We start from the raw sequence: 25,285 nt of genomic DNA, 5'->3' as shown, positions 1-25,285 counted from the left end.
CTTAAAGCTTTAATTTGTATTATGCAAAAGATTGAGACCTATCAGAGTTTAGTTATCGATTACCTTGAGAATTATGCAGTATCCAAGGATCCATCAAACTTATATGAGCCTATAACATACATCCTTAAATTAGGAGGTAAGCGTTTAAGACCTGTTTTGACGTTAATGTCTGCTGAGGTTTTTGGAGTAGATGCAAAACAAGCACTTAATGCTGCATTGGCTGTAGAGGTGTTTCATAACTTTACTTTAGTTCATGACGATATAATGGACGAAGCTCCCATTAGAAGGGGAAAGCAAACCGTACATGACAAGTGGGATTTAAATACAGGAATCCTTTCTGGAGATGCAATGTTGATTATGGCATATCAGTTTTTTGAAAGTTATGATTCAGATACTTTCAAGTCGCTCATTACACTTTTTAGTAGAACAGCACTGGAAGTATGTGAAGGGCAACAGTACGATATAGATTTTGAAACAAGAAATGATGTAACCATACAAGAGTATCTCAAAATGATTGAGTACAAGACAGCTGTACTGGTGGGTGCCGCAATGCAAATGGGAGCAATTGTTGCGAATGCATCTCATACTGATCAGAAAGCCATTTATGATTTTGGGCGTCTTTTAGGTATTGCTTTTCAGTTGCAAGACGATTATTTAGATGCCTTTGGTAATCCCGAAACTTTTGGCAAGCAAGTAGGTGGCGATATCATTGAGAATAAAAAAACATACCTCTATCTTAAAACTTTGGAATTAGGAACACAAAAGCAACAAGACTCCTTAATTGATATTATGGGCAACCAAAGTATAGAAAAAGATGAAAAAGTTAACAAGGTCAAGGCTTTGTTCGAAGCTTCCGGCGCAGAAGAAGCAACCCAAGTTGCTGTTAAAGACTATACGAATAGCGCTTTCAGCGTTTTAGATTCAATTAATATTGCAAATGAGAATAAGCAAGTTTTGCGACTTTTTGGCGAACAATTAATGAAACGACGTGTATAATGGCTTTGCCTGCAACGTTTAATGAGCTCATAGTTAAGGCCGAAGAACTAAATCTATACAAAAAGCTAATAGTTCAGCTCAATAAAGATTTGCTATACGCCAATATAGATTTGGAGTTTGACAAGGAAACCTTACCAACAAGCCTAAAATTAGTACTGCAAGAAACTATACAATATCTTATTGAAAATAAGTTTTCAGATTATCTCAATTTGCTATATCAAGTAGATGTGTCCGAACTAAAAATTAGGCAAATAGAGGAAACCAATACTCAAAAAATATCTGAAGCGGTTACTTTTTTAATTCTTCAACGCGAGTGGCAAAAGGTATGGTTTCGAAATGTATATTAAAGTGTCCTAAAGTATTCTAAAATTGCTCTTGCTTCTTCCTTGCTTACATTTTGACTTACCATTGGTGAGCCATTATATTCTTCCAATAAGTCTTTAGCCAGCGGATCTTCCTTTACCATTTTTTCGGGATTTATAATCATATTCATTACCCATTCAGGGCTCCTGCGTTTAAGGATACCTTTAGGTGAAGGACCTATGAATTTTTGATCAACCATATGGCAGGCAAGACATAATTTGCTATAAACTTCTTCCCCATTTTTGGCTAATTCTTCGTCAACTACTAACGGTAAGTCTACGGATGTAATAGGACCTACACCCTTGTTTTTTAAATCTACACGCTCTGATGCTGGTACCTTCTGTGTGTCAGTTTTGCCATAGCTAACATTTTCGGTTTTTTTGTTTTCACCACAATTGAAAAAAAATGCGATTGCTAACAGATAAATAAGTTTTTCTATTGATTTCATATGGGATAGTTTATATAGTAGTCACAAGTTAAAATTAAATTATTATTTCTTAAATAAAACCTCATTCAATTTTTAAAATTTTAAAAATTGAATGAGGCAATAAAATAATTGAGCCCTTAAAGAGTTTGCTTAGAAAGTAAAATTAACCGAAACATATGCGTTTCGTCCTGGAGCATAGATAGGAAGATTATTTCCTCTTACAGATCTATTAAGATGCTCATAATAGTAAGCATTAAATATGTTATTTATACCACCAGTAATATTACTAGATTCTGAAAATTGATATGCTACTCTAAAATCTAGTCTGGAAAATGATGGTGTCTCTGTTTCGCCAAATTCTGGAGAAATACGCGATTGTTCCAACACGTGTCTAAAAGCTATCTCTGGTAATAACTTTTCATTGAGAAAATTGCCTGTTAAGGTGTATCTAAAATCTAAAGGTGCAATTTCTGGCAGTGGCTGGTCACGTTCTAAGTCTTCAGCATAGGTGTAAGCAACGCCAACTTGGTGAACTAGATTATTAAGTATTTGCTGATGCCAATTGATCTCAAATCCTGTTTTAAAAGCGTCTTTAATATTTGTAAAGCGCCTTACGCCTGGGCTCATAGGTAGTCTTGGAGAAAGATCTGTATCAATGAAAGATGATATGAAATCTTGAAGATAACCTGCAAAAATATCGACATTAAGAGAAGTCTTTTTGTCTTGCCACTGAAATGTGAGGTCAACTTGATTGTTAACCTCTGGAGCTAATTGCGGATTACCAACTAATTCATATGGATCCTGGCCTACAGGAAAAAAATTGATATAACGCTCGGTAAGACCACCACTACGTTGAGCTCTAGCTATCCAAAGACCTAGCGAAGCTTTGTTATCTAATTTTCTCGTTAAGCCAAAACTGAAACTAGGATTAAATTGTGAAATGTCCAAATTGTCATTGGTTTGTTCAAATTCCTCTGCAAGATTATTAATAGTACCATTGTTATATTCTAGACGTGATGATACAACAGCTTTCATTTTATTGATTTTAAAATGATATTCTGCAAATAGACTTGTTTTTGCAATATTACTATCTAACCATACATTATCGTTAAACGTATTCCCTGCATTTGGGCCCATAAGAAATTCTCGCTCTCGTGTGCCATCTGCACCTTCTTGTCTAAAATCTGCACCAGCAAAAAGTTTAGATTTATTAAAATACCAGATTCCCTCTGTTCTACCGCCAAAATTGTAGGTGGTTGCGTTGGTCTGGGCATTTAGCATTCTTGGGTCTAAAGGTTTAAGCAAGTTATCCATTAAATGATCAACAAAGGAGCCAAATACCGTGGTGTTCCAAGAGTTTAAATGTTTTTTCTCAATTGTTACATCATGCCTCAAATTAAATAACCACGTATCATCCTTTCTTAAGTCCATTGGCAAAGCGGGAAAATCGGCATCCCTAGCAACGTTATACACTGCAGATAGTCTCAGTTGCTGATTTTCGGTAATTTTGAAACCTAAATTTGTTCCAAAGCTACCTCTGTTAAAATCAGAAGCTACTTCATCACCATTACCTGTGGTATAGTCATTGCCTTGTGACCAAGAACTAAAAAACGCAACATCGTGAAATTTTCCGCTAAAACCTACCAAGCCTTCATTTCTGAATACATTTCCGTTACCATCGTAACCGGTAGACACTCTACCGTAAAGGTCGTTTTTGTTTGTAAATCTGAGCTCTTCAGGTATGAAATTGATGGTTGCGCCAAAGCCAGTGCCATAGCGCAATGCATGAGGACCTTTGAGTATTTCAATACGATTTAACATATTTGGTGCCATTTGGCTTGTCGGAGGATCCATACGGTTAGGACATGCCGCTGTAGCACTTTGTGCTCCGTTTAATACAATGTTGAGTTGATCGTATTTGAATCCTCTAAAAACAGGATCAAATCCATAGCTACCTCCTTTTATGACGGCATTTATTGAAGGGTTTTTGCGTAAAATTGATGCTGCATCATGAGCTAGTTGATCGCTATACTCTAGCTGAACTTCTTCTATTGGACTTTTCTTTGATCGTAATGAAATTACAGTGACGGGATAAAGGTCAATGGTTACTTGTTCTTTATATATAATGCCTAGGTTACTAAGATCAATTACTTGAGAATCGTCCAAAGACCATTCACTATAGTTTATATGCGAAAGATATAATGTCTCACCTTTTTCGTAAATAAAATAAAAATTGCCATTTGTATCGGTTGTGCCATTTTGGGTTCCATATTTAAAGGAAGCTCCTACAATGGGTGCCGCATTTGAAATGTCAAGAAGTTGTGCTTTTATCTTTTTTTGAGCATTTGTTGAAATTGATACAAATGCAAGCACTAGGGTCAAGACTGCCCTAATTAGTAATGTTTTATAAAAATACATAACTGCTTTTTTGTTTATGTTATATTCTTGAAGCAACCGCTTGATTGTAAATCATTGGGTTAAATAAAATGCGTTATGCAGATTTTTCTGGAGGATGTGTTATTTCAAAAACGATCTGAAAAGGTGTTAAGCCTTTGTTATAAAAGAAAAGATTCTTTTTATTAAATTGAAAAGATGATTTTGTTTTGACTGACAAATCTTTGTCAGCTAAAATAAATAACGATAATTCAATTCTGTTTTGAATTTGTAAAGGTTGCTTCTCGTCTTGTGTAGACGCTTCCTCCAATTGTTTTTTTAAATAGCATTTACCCATGCATCCTTTTTGTTCCTCTTTTTGAATACAGAGCGTTTTCGCAATAAAATCTTGATTAACCACAAAATCGGTTACAATAATAATATTATTGAGATTATTTGCTAATAATAGAATGGTAAGAAGCAGGGCAGTGGTTTTATGTAATAATTGTGATATCACCCTGCAAATTTCAGATTATAATATTTTTAATTAACTGATATTTATCAGTAAAAATTAAACACTAGAAGGCAACTTGTTTTTTTTTGTATTTCTAATTAATAATTAAGGTTAAGAGCCCAATTTTAGTTAATCGTAAAATTTTGACAGGAGATTCTGTTTGTTACTTTCTTTTAGTATGGGAATAGTTTTAATATGGGTGTAATTTTTGTTAAAACCAAAATCTCACAAAGGGCATCCAAGCTTCGGGCTGAATGCTTTTATCTTCGTCATAAAGTACATCATACCGTATACCAAATGTCATGCGCCCACTAGTATAGCCCACACCAAGAAAAAGGGCTGGATACCAATAGCTGTCATCTGCATTGGAAATAAACTGTTGATCAAAATCCCTATTTACATAAAGCTGCTCGAATTCCGTGGAAAGTTGAATTTCCCTTGCCGGACTAAATAAACCAATGACACTTCCACCAACTACAGTAGATTTAAAAACATCGCGTTGTGAACTGTATTGAAAGTTTAGTCCAACGCCTGTCGCTACAAATGGGCTAAATCTATATAATGCATTTGGTGAAATGGCTCCCGTAAAAAAGCCGTTGCCAAAGTTTAGACCAAGGCCACCTCCAAACTGGACATTATCCCAAAAATTACTTGGACCATTAAAGGTGTTTTGCGCAAATGAAAAAGTGCTAAAAAACGCAGTAAATATTAAATAAAAACATAATCTTTTGAGGTTATTGGTGTTCAATTTTGCCATCTCTATAATTCGGGTTTTCTATTTGTTATAAATATAATAAAACCATATCTATATTTGGTAAAAGTTGTATTTTTGGAGAAATTTTGTTGAAACGTCAACGGCTCAAAAAAAGTAATGGATAAATATTCCTTTCTCAACGCAGCGCACACAGCTTATTTTGCTGATTTATACGACCAATATTTAAAAAATCCTGATTCTGTAGAACCTAGCTGGAGAGCCTTTTTTCAAGGGTATGATTTTGGCTCTGAAAATTATGGTTTCGACGGTGAAATAGTCGAAGGTGTTTCTACCCAGATCCCAGAACAACTTCACAAGGAATTTCAGGTTGTTAAATTAATTGATGGTTACAGAAGTAGGGGCCATTTGTTTACCAAAACCAATCCGGTCCGTGCAAGACGTAAATATGTGCCAACTTTAGCACTTGAGAATTTTGAATTATCCCAGGATGATTTACAAACCGTTTTTTCTGCTGGAGAAGTTATTGGTTTAGGACCAAATACCTTACAAGTTATAATTGATCACCTAGAGCGAATTTATTGTGATTCAATTGGTGTTGAGTACATGTATATAAGAAAGCCTGAGGAAATCCAATGGATTCAGGATAAACTGAACGTTAACGATAATCACCCTCAGTTTACGTCAGATCAAAAGAAAAATATACTTAGAAAACTAAACGAAGCGGTCTCCTTTGAGTCCTTCTTACACACTAAATATGTAGGGCAAAAACGATTTTCATTAGAAGGGAATGAATCACTTATTCCTGCGCTTGATGCCATGATAGAAAAAGCAGCAGAATATGGTGTTAAGGAATTTGTAATGGGGATGGCGCATAGAGGAAGACTTAATACACTCACAAATATTTTTGGAAAATCTGCAAAGGACATTTTCAGCGAATTTGACGGTAAGGATTATGAAGAAGAAATCTTTGATGGTGATGTAAAATACCATTTAGGATGGACAAGTGATAGAGCAACTGATACAGGGAAACGCATAAATTTAAGTATCGCACCAAATCCTTCACATTTAGAAACTGTTGGTGCTGTTGTAGAAGGGATAGCAAGGGCCAAGCAAGATAAAAATGAGATTAAGGACAAATCTCAAGTTTTGCCAATAGTAGTGCATGGAGACGCCGCCATCGCCGGACAAGGATTAGTGTACGAGGTTGTACAAATGGCCAAACTAGATGGCTATAAAACCAATGGCACTGTGCATATTGTGGTGAATAATCAAATAGGATTTACTACTAATTATCTAGATGGTCGTTCAAGTACCTATTGTACAGATGTGGGTAAAGTTACCTTATCACCTGTAATGCACGTTAATGCAGACGATGCAGAAGCCGTCGTGCATGCCACACTCTTTGCGTTAGATTTTAGAATGCAATTTAAACGTGATGTGTTCATTGATTTACTTGGCTACAGAAAATATGGACATAATGAAGGTGACGAACCTAAGTTTACCCAACCACTTTTGTATAAAGCAATATCCAAACACAAAAATCCACGAGATATTTATGCCGCACGACTGCTGGCTGAAGGCATAATAGACAAGGAATATGTGTCTCAAATAGAAAAAGAATACAAGGAAAAACTTGAAGAAAAATTAGTAGATTCCAGAAAGATAGAAAAGACAATTATTTCTCCATTCATGCAAGAGCAATGGAAGGATTTTGTGCGGGTTGATGAGGTGGAAATGATGAAACCGATAGACACTAGGGTTTCACAAAAAAGCCTCAAGGCGGTAACTAAAGCGATCTCCTCATTACCAAAAGACAAAAAATTTATAAGAAAAATACAACGTTTGGTAGAGTCTAGACAAACCATGTTTGACGAAAACCGTTTAGACTGGTCAATGGCAGAGCATTTGGCTTATGGTACACTTTTAAAAGAAGGCTATAATGTTAGAATTTCAGGTCAGGATGTAGAGCGAGGAACGTTCTCACACCGACATGCGGTTGTGAAAGTAGAAGATAGTGAGGAAGAAATCATTTTATTAAAAAACGTCGCAGAGGATCAGGGACAGTTTAATATTTTTAATTCTTCATTATCAGAATATGGAGTTGTTGGATTTGACTATGGCTATGCCATGGCAAGTCCTAATACGCTCACCATTTGGGAAGCACAATTTGGGGATTTTAGTAATGGAGCCCAAATTATGATAGATCAGTACATATCTGCAGGAGAGGATAAATGGAAAACACAGAATGGACTTGTCATGTTACTACCTCATGGTTATGAAGGGCAAGGGGCAGAGCACTCATCAGGTCGTATGGAGCGTTATCTACAACTATGTGCCATGGACAATATGTTTGTGGCAGATTGTACCACACCTGCAAATATGTTCCATCTTTTGAGAAGACAAATGAAGGCCAATTACCGAAAACCTCTAATTGTTTTTACGCCAAAAAGCTTATTGAGACATCCTAAAGTAATTTCAACTGTCGATGAATTTGCAAACGGTAGTTTTCAAACCTTGATTGATGACGCTGAGGTTGAGCAAAATAATGTGAGAACACTGGTTTTTGTTACAGGTAAATTTTACTATGATTTGTTGGATGAAAGAGAAAAACTAGAGCGTCAAGATGTTGCTTTAGTGCGAGTTGAGCAATTATTTCCTTTGCCAGTTGAAGCGATGAAAGACGTTATAAAAAAGTATAAAAACGCTGACGACATTGTCTGGGCACAGGAAGAACCGCGTAATATGGGTGCGTACAGCCATATTTTAATGCATTTTGATGAAGCCAAAAATTTTAGGGCAGCAAGCAGAAGGCCTTACAGTGCACCTGCAGCAGGAAGTTCATTACGCTCTAAGATGAGACATCAAGAAGTAATAGATTTTGTTTTTGATATTACCAAGAACAATCAAAAGAAGTACAATAAAAACTCAAAATAGAGCTTAAATAAATAAGTCCATGATTTTAGAAATGAAAGTGCCTTCACCAGGCGAATCCATTACAGAAGTAGAAATTGCAGAGTGGTTGGTAGAAGATGGGGATTATGTAGAAAAAGACCAAGCAATTGCAGAAGTAGATAGTGATAAGGCAACCCTAGAACTACCTGCAGAAGCGAGTGGCACAATTACTTTAAAAGCTGAAGAAGGTGATGCCGTAGCAGTTGGTGAGGTAGTTTGTTTAATTGATACGAGTGCATCAAAACCGGAAGGTGATGGTAACGGAGCACCTACTGAAGAAAAGAAGACGGAAGAAACACCTAAGAAGGAAGAGGGTAAACCTGCAGCAGTCACCCAAGAAACCAAAACGTATGCTACTGGTACAGCGAGTCCAGCAGCTAAAAAGATATTGGCAGAAAAAGGTATAGATGCTTCAACGGTACAGGGTACAGGTAAAGATGGAAGAATAACAAAAGATGATGCTGTAAATGCTGTGCCTTCAATGGGAACGCCAACAGGAGGCAATAGAAGTAGTTCACGCACAAAAATGTCTTTGCTAAGACGCAAGGTTGCAGAGCGACTAGTTGAAGCCAAGAACACAACAGCAATGTTAACCACATTTAATGAGGTAGACATGACGCCAATTTTTGATCTTAGAAAACAGTACAAGGAGGATTTTAAAGCAAAACACGGCGTAAGTTTAGGCTTTATGAGCTTCTTTTCGTTAGCTGTTGTAAGGGCACTTAAAATGTATCCTGCTGTGAATTCAATGATAGATGGAAAGGAAATGATATCCTATGATTTTTGTGATATAAGTATTGCAGTGTCTGGTCCAAAAGGATTAATGGTTCCAGTGATAAGAAATGCTGAGAACCTTACGTTCAGAGGTGTTGAATCTGAGGTGAAGCGTTTGGCAATTAGAGCACGAGATGGTCAAATCACAGTAGATGAAATGACAGGAGGTACGTTTACAATATCTAACGGAGGTGTTTTTGGAAGTATGCTTTCTACACCCATTATAAATCCACCGCAAAGTGGTATCCTTGGTATGCACAATATTGTTGAGCGACCTGTTGCAGTAAATGGTAAGGTGGAAATACGTCCTATAATGTATGTTGCCTTATCTTACGATCATAGAATAATTGATGGCAAGGAGTCTGTAGGATTCTTGGTAGCAGTTAAAGAAGCCTTAGAAAATCCAATAGAGTTGTTAATGGATAATGATCCAAAGAAAGCTTTGGAGATGTAAAGTATTTTAAATGGACAGAATAAAAAAAGCGCAACTGGATAGATTGCGCTTTTTTTGTTCTTGTAATTACTTACTTAAAGAACAACTAACTAAAATTAACTAAAAAAATTAACTGCAACGTTGGCTGATACTACTATAATTGAACATACAATTAAAAAACCTATAACTATCTTATCCTTTTTAGTAGCATTTTTGTTTAACGTATTCATAATATGATATTTAAAAAAGCTCTGGAAAAAGCAATTAATCCAGAGCTTTTCAGAATTTAATCTGAGGCGTCCGATTAATAGCAATGTAAAGATGAGGATAATAACAAAGCCATACTATACGTAACCTTACGTATTTTTAATAGTTCATAAAAAAACGAGCCTCGAACAAGTTGTTCAAGGCTCTAATAATCCCCTAAGAACTAATTAATAGCTCGTTATTAACCCTTAATTAATAACAATGTAAAGATCAAAAATAAATTAATACGATACTATACGTAACCTTACGTATATTTTAAGCCAAATGCTTTTGATGTTCTTTAGCCCATTTAAGAAGGCTGTTAGGTGTTTTCGAAATATTTAGTTTTCTGATAATATGGCTTTTATGTTTTTCGACTGTACGAGGGGAACAGCATAATTCCTCACCAATTTCTTTTGCAGTCTTATTTTTTGAGATTCGTTTTAGAATTTTCAATTCTGTTGGAGTGAGATTTTTTAATTGCTTTGGAGTATCATCTCTTTTTATATAGGCGATAAGCTCTGGGCTAAAATAGGCGTGTCCGTTAACCACTGAGGCAATACAGTTTTCAATTTCTTCCAGCGCAAACTCTTTTAAAACATAACCATAAATACCAAGGTTTTTGGCTTCTTTGTATGTTGATTCTTCTTTTTCCAGAGTTATCAAAATGATTTTTGTAGGCAAATTAGATTCCTTGCACTTTTGTGCGATTTCTAAACCAGTATAAAAAGGCATTTTAATATCAAGTATAGCTATATCTGGTTGATGTGCTTTTATTAAAGAGAGCGCTACTTTTCCATTGTTGGCACTGGCGATGAGATTATATTTCTTTTCAGTTAAAAAGTCCGTCAAGCCTTTTAAGACCAAAGGATGATCATCTGCAATAACAATAGCTGGTTTCATGACTTAATTCGTTTTTACCTTTAATTTGATACTAAGCATGATTCTGTAAAGAAACATCCTTCATTTTTAAATAAAGGTATTTTTTTTGATAATCTATCACAGCTTTACCTTTCTTGAGGATGTCGGCACCAATAATACCATCAACTGGCTCTGCATTGTGATTTATTAGACCATTATTTACATGCGAGAGGTTAAATAATATAAGAACAACACGGCTTCTTTTCCATCTACCGATTTTCAAATTGTTAGATTTTGAAATTTTAGTTTCCAAATTAGATGCGCCAGCACCAACCGCTCTAATTTCAGAATCTTTAACTTTTAATTTAAATCTATCTACAGCTTCAAATCCAACACAACTACTGGATGCACCTGTGTCTAAAATAAAACGCCCTTTTACACCATTGATGTATGCTCTAATTTCAAAATGGTTGGTTTTAGTAAATTTTAGTTTGATTTTAGAATAACCCTTGTTAAGAAGAAAGTCCTGTAAAGATTCCATAGTATCACTTTGTGTAAATATATACCAATCCGTTACTTTTGCAAAATGATTATAACAGACACACATACCCATTTGTATAGCGAAGCTTTTGAAGATGATAGAAACGAAATGATTAAGCGCGCAATTGATGCAGATATAAAGCGGTTTTTCATTCCAGCGATAGACTCAACTTATACAGATGCAATGCTACAGCTAGAGCGTCAATTTCCTGAGAATATTTTTCTTATGATGGGCCTTCATCCAACGCATGTCAAAGAAAACTATAAAACTGAATTGGCACATGTGGAAGAGATGCTCGCGAAGCGGAAATTTTTTGCTGTTGGTGAAATAGGTATTGACATGTATTGGGATAAATCAACACTTGGAATTCAAATAGAGGCATTTAAACATCAGATAAAATTGGCAAAGCAGTACGGCCTGCCCATTGTTATTCATTGTAGAGACGCATTTGACGAAATATTTAAGGTGCTCGAGGAAGAAAATTCTAATGACCTCTTTGGGATTTTTCACTGTTTTACGGGAAATTTAGAGCAAGCACAAAAAGCACTATCTTATAATATGAAATTAGGGATTGGTGGCGTAGTTACCTTTAAAAATGGTAAAATAGATCAGTTTATTAATCAGATAGACTTGAAGCACATTGTTATAGAAACCGATGCGCCTTATTTAGCACCAAAGCCTTACAGAGGTAAACGCAATGAAAGTCTATACATAATTAAAGTATTAGAAAAATTATCCGAACTTTATGATATGGATATCAAAGAAATTGCACAAATTACAACGGATAATTCGAAAAGTGTATTTGGCATTTAAAGATGGATAGGCAAAACATACTTCTTATTTATACAGGTGGAACAATTGGGATGATTAAAGAACCCACAACAGGTACTTTAAAAGCGTTTGACTTCAATAGCTTATTAGTCAAAATTCCTGAAATAAGACTGTTGGACTGCAATATTGAAACAGTGTCTTTTGATGATCCAATAGATTCTTCTAATATGAGCCCAATCTATTGGGAGGCCATTGCAAGGATCATCGAGATAAACTATGAAAATTATAGCGGTTTTATTGTACTTCATGGAAGTGATACAATGAGTTACTCTGCATCGGTATTAAGTTTCATGTTGGAGTATTTAGACAAACCTGTAATTTTTACAGGATCTCAATTACCAATTGGAGATTTACGTACAGATGCCAAAGAAAATTTAATTACCTCAATACAACTGGCATCTCTTCACAAGGATGGCAAGCCAATAATAAGAGAAGTTTGCCTATATTTTGAATACAAACTTTACCGAGGAAACAGAACGACAAAAATAAATGCAGATCACTTCGAAGCTTTTGCCTCACCAAATTACCCCATGCTTGCTGAGTCTGGCGTTCATCTTAAGATTAACCATGAATTCTTGCGACGGGAGGATTTTACGGGAAACAATCTTATTGTGAGAACCCAATTAGACACCAATATTGGAGTACTAAAACTATTCCCAGGTATTTCACAACCATTTGTTGAAGCGGTTTTAGATGCAAAAAATTTGAAGGGCTTAATTATTGAGACTTATGGTTCTGGTAATGCTACTAACGAAGAATGGTTTATTAACTTGTTAAAGAATGCTATAGACAAGGGTATTTACATTATTAATGTAACCCAGTGCTCTGGTGGCAGTGTTATCATGGGACAATATGAAACAAGCGCCAAGCTAAAATCAATTGGTGTTATTTCAGGAAAGGATATTACAACAGAGGCGGCCGTGGCAAAATTGATGTACCTTATAGGGTATAATATTAAACCCCAAGAATTTCAATACTATTTTGAAAAGCCTCTTAGAGGTGAAATGTCCTAAAATTAACGCCTCAAATTTTAGTGTTTAAAGTTTTTTTCGTTATTTGCCAGCCTGTAATTTTATGTTAAAAATGTACAGAGAGGTGGCCGAGTGGTCGAAGGCGCACGCCTGGAAAGTGTGTATACCTCAAAAGGGTATCGAGGGTTCGAATCCCTTCCTCTCTGCTTATATTTTAGGCCTTGATTACATTATTTTTTTTATCTTTAACACTTTAACTAATTAAATTAAGATTAAGAACAATGAAAAGATTATTTTCTATCCTTGCCATAACTTGTTTAATGGCTATCGGAACTGTTAATGCTAATGCTACAACATATGCAACGGCAACAGCAACTGTAACAACAATGACTCAAGATGATGCAGAGGCATCTGGTGAAGATTTGAGTTTCCACCAAGAATTAAAAAAGCGTTTTATAGAAGGTGGCCCTGGTTTCATGGGAATTGTACTTTTATGTTTAATATTAGGACTAGCAATAGCAATAGAGAGAATTATCTTTTTAAATCTTTCAACAACAAACACTAAAAAATTAACCCAGAATGTAGAAGACGCTTTAGCATCAGGTGGTATTGAAGCAGCTAAAGAAGTTTGTAGAAACACAAAAGGACCGGTTGCATCTATATTCTATCAAGGACTTGACAGAGCAGATGAGGATATTGATGCTGCTGAAAAGGCTGTTGTTGCTTACGGTGGTGTGCAGATGGGTCAGTTAGAGAAAAATGTATCTTGGATTTCATTATTTATTGCTCTAGCACCAATGCTTGGTTTCATGGGTACGGTAATTGGTATGATTCAAGCTTTCGATAAAATTGAAGCTGCTGGTGATATGCAACCTTCATTGGTAGCAGGTGGTATTAAAGTAGCACTTTTAACAACGGTATTTGGTCTTATTGTTGCAATTATTCTTCAAATTTTCTACAACTACATCATTGCTAAAATCGATAGTATTGTAAATGATATGGAAGATGCATCTATCACACTGATGGACTTATTAGTAAGACACAAAAAATAAAAGACCACTTTAATTATGAATTTACACAAAATATTAAAAATAGTAGCTGGCTTACTTGGTGTTGCCGGTATTGTTTTCCTGGCGAGAATAATATCAAAGGGTGACGACGAGATCAAAGCTGCAGCGCTAAACGGAGACACTGCCATAGTAGATCCAATTGCATTTGTGGCGTACATAATCCTTGGACTTGTATTGTTTTTTGTAGTTGTTTTTGTAGTCAAAAATTTATTTACAAATACTTCTGGATTAAAAAATACGTTAATTGGTTTTGGAGCTTTTGCAGCAGTTTTAGTTATTTCTTACGCAATGTCTGGTGGAGATCCGGTACAATATAAGTTACAAGAAGGAATGGCTACAGAAGGTCAATCTCAAATGGTAGGAGCAGGATTAACAGCTTTTTACATATTAATAATTGTTGCGGCATTAGCAATGATTTTCTCAGGAGTTAAAAAAGTAATTAGTAAATAATAGAATATGGCAAAAAGAGCAGCACCCGAAGTAAATGCAGGATCAATGGCTGACATTGCCTTCTTATTACTTATCTTTTTCTTGGTAACAACTACGATCGAAAAGGACAAGGGAATCCTAAGAAGTTTACCTCCAATTGATGATTCTGAGGTTGAACCTCCTATTATTAAAGAAAAGAACTTATTTACTGTTCTCATTAACCGCAGAAACCAGTTGTTAGTTGAGGATGAGCAAATGGAATTGAAAGACCTCAGAAAGGCAGCAATAGAATTTCTAGATAATGGTGGAGGCGAAAATGCGGAAGGAAAGCGTTGTGACTATTGCCAAGGGAAAAGGTCACCAAGTTCTTCGGATCATCCCGATAAGGCTATTATTTCTATGAAGCATGATAGGGAAACATCTTATGAAAAATACATAGAGGTACAAAATGAACTTGTTGCGGCGTATAACTTTTTAAGAGAAAGAGAAGCGGCAAGACTTTACAAGCGGTTTTATCCGAACGAGGAGAAGGTCTTTGCAGCAATGCTTGCAGAGAAAGAAAAGAACCAATTTAAGAAAGATGAGGTACTTAATGAACGTATAGAAACCATTAAGACACTTTTCCCACTTAAACTTTCTGAAGCAGAACCAGATAAAAATTAAAAGTAACAATTATGTCAAAGTTTAAAAAAGGAGGTAAAAGCGAATTGCCAGCTATTTCTACGGCATCCTTACCTGATATTGTATTTATGTTGCTTTTCTTTTTCATGGTAGCAACAGTAATGAGAGATAGTTCCCTTATGATAGAGAACAGACTACCAAGCGCTGATCAGGTAGAAAAATTAAAGAAAGATAGAACAACGTTTATCTATGCAGGTAAACCGAGTAGTCAATTTAAACAATTTGGTGAAGAGCCAAGAATACAGTTTAATGATGCTTTTATTGGTGTAGAAGATATTCAGGCCTCAGTACTGCAAGCTCAAGCAGATATGAACGAGGAGTTGAAAAGTAAAATTGTTGTTGGACTTAAAGTAGATAAAGATACTCATGCTGGTCTCGTTTCTGATATTAAGCAAGAGTTGCGCAAGGCAAACACATTAAAAGTTATGTATATAACTAATGCAAAAGCTGAGCAATAGAAATAGAAAATCTTAATTTAGAAAAACGTCTTGAGTAATCAAGGCGTTTTTTATTTTGCAGTCAAAGTTTTTGTAGATTTAAACAAATGAAATACTTAATTCTTTTATATGCACTAATTTATTGGGGTATTGGGATGGCCCAATCTATTGATAATTCTGAGTTATATAAGAATTATAGAGAGGATCAGTTCTATGCATCGGTAACTTATAATCTACTGAATTCTAAACCGGATGGACTATCACAGAGCGGTTTTTCAACCGGCTTTCATATTGGATTTATTAGAGATATGCCTATTAATTCTGATAGAGATTTTGCTGTAGGATTAGGTATAGGGTTTTCATCAAATTCCTACAATCAAAATTTGGGAATAACTGAAGAGGGAAAGGAGATTCGTTTTGATATACTTAATGAAAATGAATTAAACGTCTCTAAAAATAAATTTTCAACTTATTTAATCGAGGTGCCTCTTGAACTGCGATGGAGAACCTCAACAGCTACAGACTATAATTTTTGGCGCATATATACTGGATTTAAACTTGGCTATATGATTTACAATTCAACAAAGCTTACAAGTAATATAGAAGATGTTAAATTGTACAATATTGACGCTTTTAATAGGTTTCAATATGGACTAACTCTTAGTGTAGGTTATGGGACATGGAACTTCCACGCCTATTATGGGTTAAATTCAATTTTTAATGAAAACGCGAGACTCGATAGTGATACGCTTGATATGGGTATTGTAAGGCTAGGCCTGATGTTTTACATCTTATAACCAAAAATTCAAAAGCAATAATTGTGGTAGTAAACCAGTAAAAATCCCTGTAATCAGCTCTTGATTTGTATGGGCATTTAAATGTAGCCTGGAAGTAGCAATTGCACCCAAAATGATCATCATTAATGCTATAGTACCATTGATATTAATTTGATAATGAATACCAATGCCAACGGCAAACATAAAAAAGCCTGATGCAGCGATCATATGAATGCTAGCTTTAATCTTTGAGAGCGCTAGAATTAAACAAATAATATTAGAAAACAAAATACCTAAAAAGAAATAAAAAAGCTCCTCAATTTCACTCGGCGTCATAACACGAATAATTATTAGTGCAATAATGATTGAATTAATTAATAGGGGAACAACTCGTTCTCTTGTTGTTTTTAAGTAAATGGTTTCTACTTTATTGATCGTTTTAAGTAAAAAGAAAAGTAAAATTGGCAATATTATGGTTAGTATTACTACTGAAAATATTTTGGCCTTTATGATTGGGTCAGGTATGAATCTCGGTGTTTTTGAAAAATAAAACAACACACCCAATAATGGCATGATCAAAGGATGAAAAACGAATGAAATACTTTTTAAAATGAAATTCTTCATCCCAGGAATTTAAATCTTTTTTCTTAATCTGGCTACAGGGATATCTAATTGCTCACGATATTTTGCCACAGTGCGTCTTGCGATAGGGTACCCTTTTTCTTTTAGTATCTTTGAGAGTGCGTCGTCAGTTAACGGTTTTTTCTTATTCTCTTCTTCAATAACCGTTTCAAGGATTTTTTTGATTTCTCTTGTAGAAACTTCTTCACCTTGATCGTTTATCATTGATTCAGAGAAAAATTCTTTTATCAATTTTGTACCATAAGGCGTATCTACGTATTTACTATTTGCCACACGAGAAATCGTAGAAACGTCCATGTCAATTTCATCAGCAATATCTTTTAATATCATTGGTCTTAGCTTACGCTCATCACCCGTGAGGAAATACTCTTTTTGATAGTTCATTATGGCACTCATGGTAACAAAAAGAGTTTGCTGTCTTTGCCTTACAGCTTCAATAAACCACTTTGCCGCATCAAGTTTCTGCTTTATAAATAGTATTGCGTCTTTTTGAGCTTTAGACTTCTCTTTTGCGTCTTTGTAGCCTTTGAGCATATTGTTGTATTCCCTAGATACGTGAAGTTCGGGCGCATTTCTACCATTTAGTGTTAACTCTAATTCGCCATCTATAATTTTAATTGCAAAGTCAGGAACTATATGTTCTATGATTTTATTATTGCCTGCATAAGATCCTCCTGGCTTAGGATTAAGCCGTTCAATTTCTTCTATGGCATCTTTTAGCTGTTCTTCATTAATGCTAAATTTTTGCATCAATTTCTTGTAATGCTTCTTTGTAAATTGTTCAAACGCTTTGTCAATTATATCAATCGCTAATTCTACATCTGAGTTTTGCTCTTTTCTGTGTAACTGAATACTCAAGCATTCCTGTAAATTGCGAGCGCCAACACCAGCAGGATCTAATTGTTGCACAATTTTAAGAACGTCTTCTACCTCTTCTTCGTTTGTATATACATTTTGGGTGAATGCAAGATCATCTGTAATATCGGATAAGGACCGCCTTATATAACCACTTTCATCTACACTGCCAACCAAAAAATGCGCTATTTCTTCTTGCTGATCTGTTAGCCTAAACGTATTTAATTGATTTATGAGATGCTGGGTAAAGGAGGTGCCGGATGCATAAGGAATACTTTTTTCATCATCATCCGTACTGTAATTGTTTGCCTGTGTTCTGTAGTCAGGGATTTCGTCATCACTCAAATACTCGTCCACATTAATATCTTCTGCGTCAATGGTATCGTTGTCATTATAGTCCTCGTTACTGTTATCAAACTCATCAAAGGTGTCATCTGAGGGATCATTTTCCTTTCCGGTATCTAATGCTGGGTTTTCCTCTAGCTCTTGTTTTAAGCGTTGTTCAAAAGCCTGTGTAGGTAATTGAATGAGCTTCATCAGTTGTATTTGCTGAGGGGAAAGCTTTTGTGAAAGTTTAAATTGTAAATATTGTTTTAGGGCCATTTAAATAGATCTCTTATAACTTTAAAAATAATAAAAAAACCTGTCAGGCTTTTAATACTAGACAGGTTTCTGTGAATTTAAAATTCAGCGTTTTGCGGTGTTCTAGGATATGGTATTACATCTCTGATATTGCCCATTCCGGTTGCAAACATCACTAATCTTTCAAACCCTAGACCAAAACCAGAATGAACAGCTGTACCATATTTGCGAAGGTCAAGGTACCACCATAATTCTTCTTCGGGAATATCCAATGCTTTCATTTTTTCTTTTAAAACATCTAATCGCTCCTCGCGTTGGGACCCACCTATTATTTCTCCTATGCCAGGAAAAAGTACGTCCATGGCTCTTACTGTTTTACCATCGTCATTTAACCGCATATAAAAGGCTTTGATGTTAGCTGGATAATCAAAAAGAATCACAGGACATTTAAAGTGTTTCTCAACTAGAAAACGCTCGTGTTCCGATTGAAGGTCAGCTCCCCATTCTTCAATTAGATATTTAAATTTCTTTTTCTTATTTGGCTTGCTTTGTCGTAAAATATCAATGGCTTCGGTATAGCTGACACGCTTAAAATTATTGTCTGTGACAAACTTTAATTTTTCGATTAGACGCATTGGGCTTCGTTCTGCCTGGGGCTTGGTTTTTTCTTCGTTAAATAAACGATTATCTAAAAAATCTAAATCTTCCTGATTATGCTCTAGGATATAATTGATAACAGACTTGACAAAGTCTTCAGCTAAATCCATATTACCTGCTAAATCCATAAAAGCGACTTCGGGCTCAATCATCCAGAATTCGGCCAGATGACGTGAAGTATTAGAATTCTCAGCTCTAAAAGTTGGCCCAAAAGTGTAAACTTTACCTAAGGACATAGCGTAAGTCTCCGCTTCCAATTGACCAGAAACCGTAAGATTAGCTTCTTTTCCAAAGAAATCTTGGCTAAAATCAACTTCGCCATTTTTATTAAGTGGTGGATTCTTTGCATCTAATGTTGTGACTCTAAACATTTCACCAGCTCCTTCAGCATCACTTGCAGTTATCATTGGTGTATGCATATTATAAAAACCATTCTCAGTAAAATATTTGTGTACCGCAAAGGAAAGAGATGACTTCACTCGCATAATCGCACTAAATGTACTTGTCCTTGTTCTTAAATGCGCATTTTCTCTTAAAAACTCAAACGAATGTTTCTTTGGTTGAATGGGATATGTTTCAGGATCTGAGTCACCTAAAATCTCAAGTTTTTTTACTTGGATTTCAACTTTTTGTCCTTTTCCTTGACTCTCAACCAAATCACCAGATATATGAATTGCGGCACCAGTTGTAACACGTTTTAATGTAGCCTCATCAAAATTTTCGAAATCTACTACACACTGGATATTATTTAGGGTAGAACCATCGTTTAAAGCAATAAATCGATTTGCTCTAAATGTTCTAACCCATCCTTTTACGGTAACATCTTGCAAGGTCACCTCTTGTGAAAGTAATTCTGCTACAGTTTTAGTCATCATCTCTATTTAAATTTTTAAATGCTAAGATATATTTTCTTCTTTATTTTCAATTTCATCCTCGTCATCATCTTCCTCTGGAATAATATTAATTGCTGGCTCCCTTAATACCTCTTTGTTTGCAATATTACGCTCCAGCGACAATAATAATGAAGGTAATAATAACAGATTTGAAAGCATTGCAAAAAGCAATGTGGCAGAAACTAATGCGCCTAGTGCTACGGTACCACCAAAACTTGAAATTGTGAATACTGAAAATCCAAAGAACAGAACAATGGATGTGTAGAACATACTAACACCCGTTTCCCGCAGTGCCGCATAAACCGATTTTCTAATTTTCCAATGGTTTGCTTGTAGTTCTTGCCGGTACTTTGCCAAAAAGTGAATTGTATCGTCTACTGATATCCCAAATGCTATACTAAAAACTAGGATCGTTGATGGTTTAATGGGAACACCAATATAACCCATTAGACCTGCAGTAACTAATAGTGGCAATAGGTTTGGTACAAGCGATACAATAATCATTCGGAACGAACGGAACATATAGGCCATAAACAAGGAAATTAAGAATATGGCAAGGCTTAGTGAAATAACGAGATTCCTAACTAGAAACTTAGTGCCTTTCTGAAAAACTAAAGCTTTTCCTGTAAGCGTTACGTCATACCGTTCTTTTGGAAAAACTTTATCTACTTTATTTTGAAGATTCTCTTGAATGCGCTCCATTTTATCGGTACCGATATCTTTCATGAATGTAGTTATTCGGGCATACTGACCCGTACTATCTACAAAATTTTTAAGTAAGTCAACATCTGTATTGGAGTTTTTAGCATAAGAAAGTATAAAACTATTTTCCTGACTCGTAGGTAATTGATAATATTTAGGATTGCCGTTATAATAGGCTTGTTTACTGTACTTTACCAAGCTCGACACAGATATCGGTTTTGAAAGTTCTGGTGTTTCTATTATAAGCTCTTCAAGTTCATTAATGCGCCTTAGTGTGCTTAGTTTCATAACACCTTTTTTGCGTTTGGTGTCTACCATTATTTCAAGTGGCATAATGCCATTAAACTCGTTTTCAAAAAAACGAATATCCTTAAAGAATTGTTTGTTTTTCGGCATATCTTCAATAAGACTTCCAGAAATGGTAATCTTATTTATACCTATCATACTTGCTATGATTAGAACAAGACCTGTAACATAAATTGTAATTTTTTTATGTTTTACCATGCGCTCCATCCAGTCTACGAAACCACCAATCCAACGCTTATTGAGATGTTCTAAATGGCGCTCTTTTGGGTAAGGTAAAAACGTATATATAATTGGAATAATAAGCAAACATAAAATAAAGATTGCTAGGATGCTCAGTGAGGCAACAATACCAAACTCCTTAAGGAGTTTGCTTTGGGTAAGAATGAACGTGGCAAAGCCAGATGCTGTTGTAACGTTGGTCATTAATGTTGCATTACCAATCTTAGTAATAACCCTTTGTAGGGATTTAACCTTGTTACCATGGGATTTTACTTCATGTTGATACTTGTTTATTAAAAAAATACAGTTAGGTATTCCAATAACAATTATTAATGGCGGAATCAGTGCGGTTAAAACCGTTATCTCATATTTTAAAAGGCCAAGTATTCCAAAGGTCCACATTACTCCAATACATACTACAATAAGCGATATAAATGTTGCCCTAAAAGACCTAAAGAACAAAAAGAAAATTAATGAGGTTACTAAAAGTGCAGCACTTATAAATAGACCAATTTCATCAACAATATTCTGCGAGTTTAATGTTCTGATGTATGGCATACCAGAAACTCTTACATCTAATCCTGTCTGTTCTTCAAAATCAAAGACCATAGATTCAAGGTCATTTATGATGAAATCTTTTCTTGCGGACGTGTTTACAATATCTTTCTTTAGGTAGATTGCAGTTCGTACTGTTTTTGTTTCAGAATTGAACAGAAAATTATCGTAAAATGGATATTGTTTAAAAAGTTCTTGTTGAAGTTTGTTTAATTCTTCTATACTTGAAATAGAATCTTTAATGAATGGTTCGAGTTCAAACTCTTCCTTTGCTTTATTTTTAATGAGTTTCTGAAGATCTTTAATGGAGATTACAGTTTCAACTTCATCAAAGGCTTTAAAGGAATCGGAAAAATTGTTCCATGCATTAAATTGTTCTACAGAGTAAAGGGTAGAATCTTTAACACCAAGTACAACTAGATTACCTTCCTCGCCAAAGACATTTAGGAAATTATTATACACTAAGTTTACCTCATGGTCATCGGGCAGCAGGTTGGCTTCAGTGTAGGTGAAGCGCATGTGTTTCCACTGTAAACTTAACAGAATGGTGCTTATTATAATAGCAAGTAAAATGAAGATTTTATTACGAAGTATTAATCTCGCAACCGCCTCCCAAAATCCTGTTGTAAAAAGTTTAAACATGCATTCAAAAAGTTAAAGGCCATTTCTTTTGGCTTATAATCTGACGATTTTGTCCCAATTTGGAGAGGAACCTTCAAAAAACAAAACCCATCCCATTCAAAATGAGCCGCAAAGGTAGAAAAAACCTAAGGATTTGCCATTCAATTAACATGAATATAATATTAGTTATAGAGATAAATTGAAGGTAAACTTAAATGCAATATTATCCTCTAAAATTGGTAGGTGGTAACCGCCATAACGATAAGCAAAACTAAGCCCGAAGCCAAATAGTAGTTTATTAATTTCAAAACCAGATTCTGAATAAAACTTGTCTAACGTGCCAAAGCTAATTCCTTGATGTCTGTCTATACTCTTCATGTTGCCAATAGCATGCCTTGAAATAAGAACTAATTGAGGCTTAAACCATTCAGAAATTTTGAATGGTTTTAGAAAATGTTTGAACTGAAAAGTACTAAACTTATCACTAAAAAATTCATTAAAATACATTGTCTCAAAACTGTTTAGTCCGGCAACGGAAAAGCGTTGTAGAATAGTTTCTTTTCTAATATTGTTCGGGTAGGCATGGTAAAGATGCGTTAAAGGTGTTTGACCACTAGCAATACCTGCAACTAAACTTAATGTAGTTTGTGCGTCGTTTTTGTGGATTATGCGATGCTGAGTTCTAAAATCGAGTTTTGAAAAGTTGAAATCACTACCCAAGATATTTCTTATACCTTGGGTATACTGCAATGTAAACTTTGGATATCCATCCTTGGTTTCAACGATACGGTCTTTTTGATATTTATATAAACTAAAAGGGCTCCATTGCAAGCTTATTCTTGCTGTACTTAGATCAAATGTATTATAACTAACCTCATCTAGGACAAAATTGTAATTGTAGGTGGGATTGATCTTGCTGGTTGCAAATTGTGTTTCGGATAAAAGATGATTAGAGATCTTGTGTTCTAGAGAAATAGATTTTGTAATGTGCCTATGGAACAAATCTATATTGAGAAGTCGAGGTTCAAAAAATGTAAAAAAACGCTTGTCTGTTAAAAATGTAGAACTTCCTGTTTCTTGTAAATCATCAGTGTAGGATAAGTTTATCCAGCTATTTGAGTTCTCATGAATTCTAAACCCACCACCAATACTGTATTTAGAGCGCTTGTCTTTAAATCCATAAACTAGATAGCCATTTAAACGATAACGTTCTGAAAACTTCTCATTGGTAATGCCACCTAAACCTGTTCTAAAACCTTCATATTGGTTAAATTTTATAAGATATCTTAAGTCAAGATTGAAGTATTTAAAAGGCAAATACCCATTTCCAAGCTTTTTGAGAAATTCAATTTTTTTTATAGAATCTTGCTTGACTTTAGCGCTATCGGTTTCTTTTTCAAGTGGGTTTTGAGCAAAGCAATTTGTTGTGAATAAGAAAGCAATAACAACAAAAAGATGCTTTATCATATTGATTACAGGTTAAAAAAAACATCCCTATTTACGGGATGTTTTTAGATTTTTTTTGTGCCGACTAGACTGTCATGATTTCGTTTTCTTTGACGTCTAGTATGCTGTCAATCTTTTTAACGTATTTATCTGTTAATTCTTGTATGTCAATTTCGGCATTGCTTTGCAAATCTTCTGAAGCATCTGTTTTTTTAATGTCGTGCATTGCTTCCTTTCTTGCACTTCGTACACCAATTTTAGCATCTTCTGCCTCAGCTTTTGCTTGTTTTGCCAAGTCTTTACGACGTTCTTCTGTCAATGGCGGAACATTTATTATAATTGTTTCACCGTTATTCATAGGGTTAAAACCTAGATTTGCAATCATAATACCGCGCTCAATTTCTTGAAGCATACTTTTCTCCCATGGTTGAACTGAAATAGTCCTGCCATCTGGCGTGTTAACATTAGCAACTTGATTAAGTGGAGTTTGAGCACCATAGTAATCTACCATGACACTACCCAACATTGCTGGGCTTGCTTTTCCAGCCCTAATATTAACTAGTTGTTTTTCCAAATGTTTTATGGCAGCATCCATAGCTTCTTTAGCCGTGTCTATAATAAAATTAATTTCTTCATTCATCGTATTATACTTTTAAATAAGCGTTATCAAAATCTAAGCCAATTTATAAATTGACCACTGTACCTACATTTTCACCAGAAACAACCTTGTACAAGTTGCCTTTTTTGTTCATATCAAACACTATAATTGGTAAATTATTCTCCTGACTTAATGTAAACGCTGTTGTGTCCATTACTTTAAGTCCTTTGCTAAGAACATCGTCAAAGGTTATTTGATCAAACTTGATTGCACTTGTATCTTTTTCAGGGTCCACGTTGTAAATTCCATCTACACGAGTTCCTTTCAAAATCACATCAGCCTCAATCTCAATTGCTCTTAAGACTGCAGCAGAATCTGTTGTGAAATACGGATTTCCTGTGCCACCACCAAAAATCACTACTCTGCCTTTTTCAAGATGGCGTAATGCTTTGCGTCTAATAAAAGGTTCTGCAACCTCATTGATTTTAATGGCAGTTTGTAATCTTGTTGGTATATTGGCATCTTCTAAAGCGCTTTGTAAAGCCAAACCATTTATAACAGTAGCGAGCATGCCCATATGGTCCCCTTGAACACGATCCATACCGTTACTTGCTCCAGCAACACCTCTAAATATATTTCCGCCCCCAATAACAATGGCAACTTGTACGCCTTTATCTGTTATTGCTTTTATGTCTTGAGCATATTCTGCTAATCGTTCTGGGTCAATTCCATATTGACGGCTTCCCATTAATGCTTCGCCAGACAGCTTTAGTAGTATTCTTTTGTATTTCATGAGATGTTTTGAAAGTTCAACAAAGC

24 protein-coding genes and 1 tRNA gene are annotated in these 25,285 nt (G+C 35.1%); 12 read left to right on the top strand and 13 right to left on the bottom strand.

All coding sequences use genetic code 11. The annotated features are described in order from the left end of the window. Nucleotides 1-21: 21 nt before the first annotated feature. On the top strand, nucleotides 22-996 hold the full coding sequence (locus LBU54_RS00430; protein ID WP_224523861.1) for a polyprenyl synthetase family protein: 975 nt from the start codon (nucleotides 22-24) through the stop codon (nucleotides 994-996). Continuing rightward, nucleotides 996-1,343, top strand: a complete 348-nt coding sequence (locus LBU54_RS00425; RefSeq protein WP_224523858.1) for a hypothetical protein — start codon at nucleotides 996-998, stop codon at nucleotides 1,341-1,343. The genes LBU54_RS00430 and LBU54_RS00425 overlap by 1 nt, the downstream gene beginning before the upstream one ends. On the opposite strand, the gene LBU54_RS00420 is transcribed toward LBU54_RS00425, so the two are convergent. The 4 genes from LBU54_RS00420 to LBU54_RS00405 form a co-directional block, all read right to left on the bottom strand. Then, on the bottom strand, nucleotides 1,340-1,807 hold the full coding sequence (locus LBU54_RS00420) for a c-type cytochrome (protein WP_224523856.1): 468 nt from the start codon (nucleotides 1,805-1,807) through the stop codon (nucleotides 1,340-1,342). The genes LBU54_RS00425 and LBU54_RS00420 overlap by 4 nt on opposite strands. Before the next feature lie 129 nt (nucleotides 1,808-1,936). Beyond that, on the bottom strand, nucleotides 1,937-4,204 hold the full coding sequence (locus LBU54_RS00415; RefSeq protein WP_224523854.1) for a TonB-dependent receptor domain-containing protein: 2,268 nt from the start codon (nucleotides 4,202-4,204) through the stop codon (nucleotides 1,937-1,939). A 73-nt stretch (nucleotides 4,205-4,277) separates the two neighbouring features. Beyond that, complete coding sequence (locus LBU54_RS00410) at nucleotides 4,278-4,676, bottom strand: hypothetical protein (RefSeq protein ID WP_224523852.1); 399 nt, start codon at nucleotides 4,674-4,676, stop codon at nucleotides 4,278-4,280. 208 nt (nucleotides 4,677-4,884) lie between these two features. Next, on the bottom strand, nucleotides 4,885-5,430 hold the full coding sequence (locus LBU54_RS00405) for an alpha-ketoglutarate decarboxylase (RefSeq protein ID WP_224523850.1): 546 nt from the start codon (nucleotides 5,428-5,430) through the stop codon (nucleotides 4,885-4,887). Nucleotides 5,431-5,544: 114 nt separating this feature from the next. On the opposite strand from LBU54_RS00405, the gene LBU54_RS00400 reads away from it, so the two are divergent. Further along, complete coding sequence (locus LBU54_RS00400) at nucleotides 5,545-8,322, top strand: 2-oxoglutarate dehydrogenase E1 component (protein ID WP_224523849.1); 2,778 nt, start codon at nucleotides 5,545-5,547, stop codon at nucleotides 8,320-8,322. A gap of 19 nt (nucleotides 8,323-8,341) precedes the next feature. Beyond that, a complete protein-coding gene (odhB, locus tag LBU54_RS00395; RefSeq protein ID WP_224523847.1) occupies nucleotides 8,342-9,568 on the top strand; it encodes a 2-oxoglutarate dehydrogenase complex dihydrolipoyllysine-residue succinyltransferase in 1,227 nt (408 codons plus the stop codon). Between the two features lie 501 nt (nucleotides 9,569-10,069). Here the strand turns inward: odhB and LBU54_RS00390 are convergent. After that, a complete protein-coding gene (locus LBU54_RS00390) occupies nucleotides 10,070-10,696 on the bottom strand; it encodes a response regulator (RefSeq protein ID WP_224523845.1) in 627 nt (208 codons plus the stop codon). A gap of 31 nt (nucleotides 10,697-10,727) precedes the next feature. After that, nucleotides 10,728-11,195, bottom strand: coding sequence for a retropepsin-like aspartic protease (locus LBU54_RS00385; RefSeq protein WP_224523843.1), 468 nt, complete (start codon nucleotides 11,193-11,195; stop codon nucleotides 10,728-10,730). Nucleotides 11,196-11,240: 45 nt separating this feature from the next. Between LBU54_RS00385 and LBU54_RS00380 the strand changes: the two genes are divergently transcribed. From LBU54_RS00380 to LBU54_RS00345, 8 genes are all read left to right on the top strand, one after another. After that, entirely contained in the window at nucleotides 11,241-12,008 is a 768-nt protein-coding gene (locus tag LBU54_RS00380) for a TatD family hydrolase (protein ID WP_224523840.1), read from the top strand. Nucleotides 12,009-12,010: 2 nt separating this feature from the next. Continuing rightward, a complete protein-coding gene (locus LBU54_RS00375) occupies nucleotides 12,011-13,039 on the top strand; it encodes an asparaginase (RefSeq protein WP_224523837.1) in 1,029 nt (342 codons plus the stop codon). A 76-nt stretch (nucleotides 13,040-13,115) separates the two neighbouring features. Then, nucleotides 13,116-13,203, top strand: a tRNA-Ser gene (locus tag LBU54_RS00370). Nucleotides 13,204-13,278: 75 nt separating this feature from the next. Beyond that, on the top strand, nucleotides 13,279-14,049 hold the full coding sequence (locus LBU54_RS00365; protein WP_224523834.1) for a MotA/TolQ/ExbB proton channel family protein: 771 nt from the start codon (nucleotides 13,279-13,281) through the stop codon (nucleotides 14,047-14,049). A gap of 15 nt (nucleotides 14,050-14,064) precedes the next feature. Beyond that, nucleotides 14,065-14,517, top strand: coding sequence for a hypothetical protein (locus LBU54_RS00360; protein WP_224523831.1), 453 nt, complete (start codon nucleotides 14,065-14,067; stop codon nucleotides 14,515-14,517). 6 nt (nucleotides 14,518-14,523) lie between these two features. Next, nucleotides 14,524-15,159, top strand: coding sequence for an ExbD/TolR family protein (locus LBU54_RS00355; protein WP_224523828.1), 636 nt, complete (start codon nucleotides 14,524-14,526; stop codon nucleotides 15,157-15,159). A gap of 11 nt (nucleotides 15,160-15,170) precedes the next feature. Further along, nucleotides 15,171-15,635: an ExbD/TolR family protein gene (locus tag LBU54_RS00350; protein ID WP_224523825.1), complete on the top strand. Its 465-nt coding sequence runs from the start codon at nucleotides 15,171-15,173 to the stop codon at nucleotides 15,633-15,635. 86 nt (nucleotides 15,636-15,721) lie between these two features. Beyond that, entirely contained in the window at nucleotides 15,722-16,411 is a 690-nt protein-coding gene (locus tag LBU54_RS00345; RefSeq protein WP_224523807.1) for a porin family protein, read from the top strand. Here LBU54_RS00345 and LBU54_RS00340 read toward each other — a convergent pair. The 7 genes from LBU54_RS00340 to pyrH all read right to left on the bottom strand — a co-directional run bounded on the left by LBU54_RS00340 (nucleotide 16,406) and on the right by pyrH (nucleotide 25,259). Further along, nucleotides 16,406-17,014: a hypothetical protein gene (locus LBU54_RS00340; RefSeq protein ID WP_224523804.1), complete on the bottom strand. Its 609-nt coding sequence runs from the start codon at nucleotides 17,012-17,014 to the stop codon at nucleotides 16,406-16,408. The two genes, LBU54_RS00345 and LBU54_RS00340, sit on opposite strands and share 6 nt — an antisense overlap. Before the next feature lie 9 nt (nucleotides 17,015-17,023). Further along, the gene (rpoN, locus tag LBU54_RS00335; protein WP_224523797.1) at nucleotides 17,024-18,490 is read right to left on the bottom strand and encodes an RNA polymerase factor sigma-54; all 1,467 of its coding nucleotides are present in this window, start codon (nucleotides 18,488-18,490) and stop codon (nucleotides 17,024-17,026) included. Between the two features lie 77 nt (nucleotides 18,491-18,567). Next, complete coding sequence (gene asnS / locus LBU54_RS00330) at nucleotides 18,568-20,001, bottom strand: asparagine--tRNA ligase (RefSeq protein WP_224523795.1); 1,434 nt, start codon at nucleotides 19,999-20,001, stop codon at nucleotides 18,568-18,570. A gap of 21 nt (nucleotides 20,002-20,022) precedes the next feature. Next, a complete protein-coding gene (locus LBU54_RS00325) occupies nucleotides 20,023-22,443 on the bottom strand; it encodes an efflux RND transporter permease subunit (RefSeq protein ID WP_224523794.1) in 2,421 nt (806 codons plus the stop codon). A 165-nt stretch (nucleotides 22,444-22,608) separates the two neighbouring features. Beyond that, a complete protein-coding gene (locus LBU54_RS00320) occupies nucleotides 22,609-23,889 on the bottom strand; it encodes a DUF5686 family protein (protein ID WP_224523791.1) in 1,281 nt (426 codons plus the stop codon). 64 nt (nucleotides 23,890-23,953) lie between these two features. After that, a complete protein-coding gene (gene frr / locus LBU54_RS00315) occupies nucleotides 23,954-24,508 on the bottom strand; it encodes a ribosome recycling factor (RefSeq protein ID WP_224523788.1) in 555 nt (184 codons plus the stop codon). Nucleotides 24,509-24,551: 43 nt separating this feature from the next. After that, the gene (gene pyrH / locus LBU54_RS00310) at nucleotides 24,552-25,259 is read right to left on the bottom strand and encodes a UMP kinase (protein WP_224523786.1); all 708 of its coding nucleotides are present in this window, start codon (nucleotides 25,257-25,259) and stop codon (nucleotides 24,552-24,554) included. Between the last annotated feature and the right edge of the window lie 26 nt (nucleotides 25,260-25,285).

Origin of the sequence: Winogradskyella alexanderae, assembly GCF_020166335.1 — a bacterium.
Classification (GTDB): domain Bacteria; phylum Bacteroidota; class Bacteroidia; order Flavobacteriales; family Flavobacteriaceae; genus Winogradskyella; species Winogradskyella alexanderae.
The sequence above is the reverse complement of the archived record's forward strand: the minus strand, read 5'-3'. Positions and strand labels throughout refer to the sequence as shown.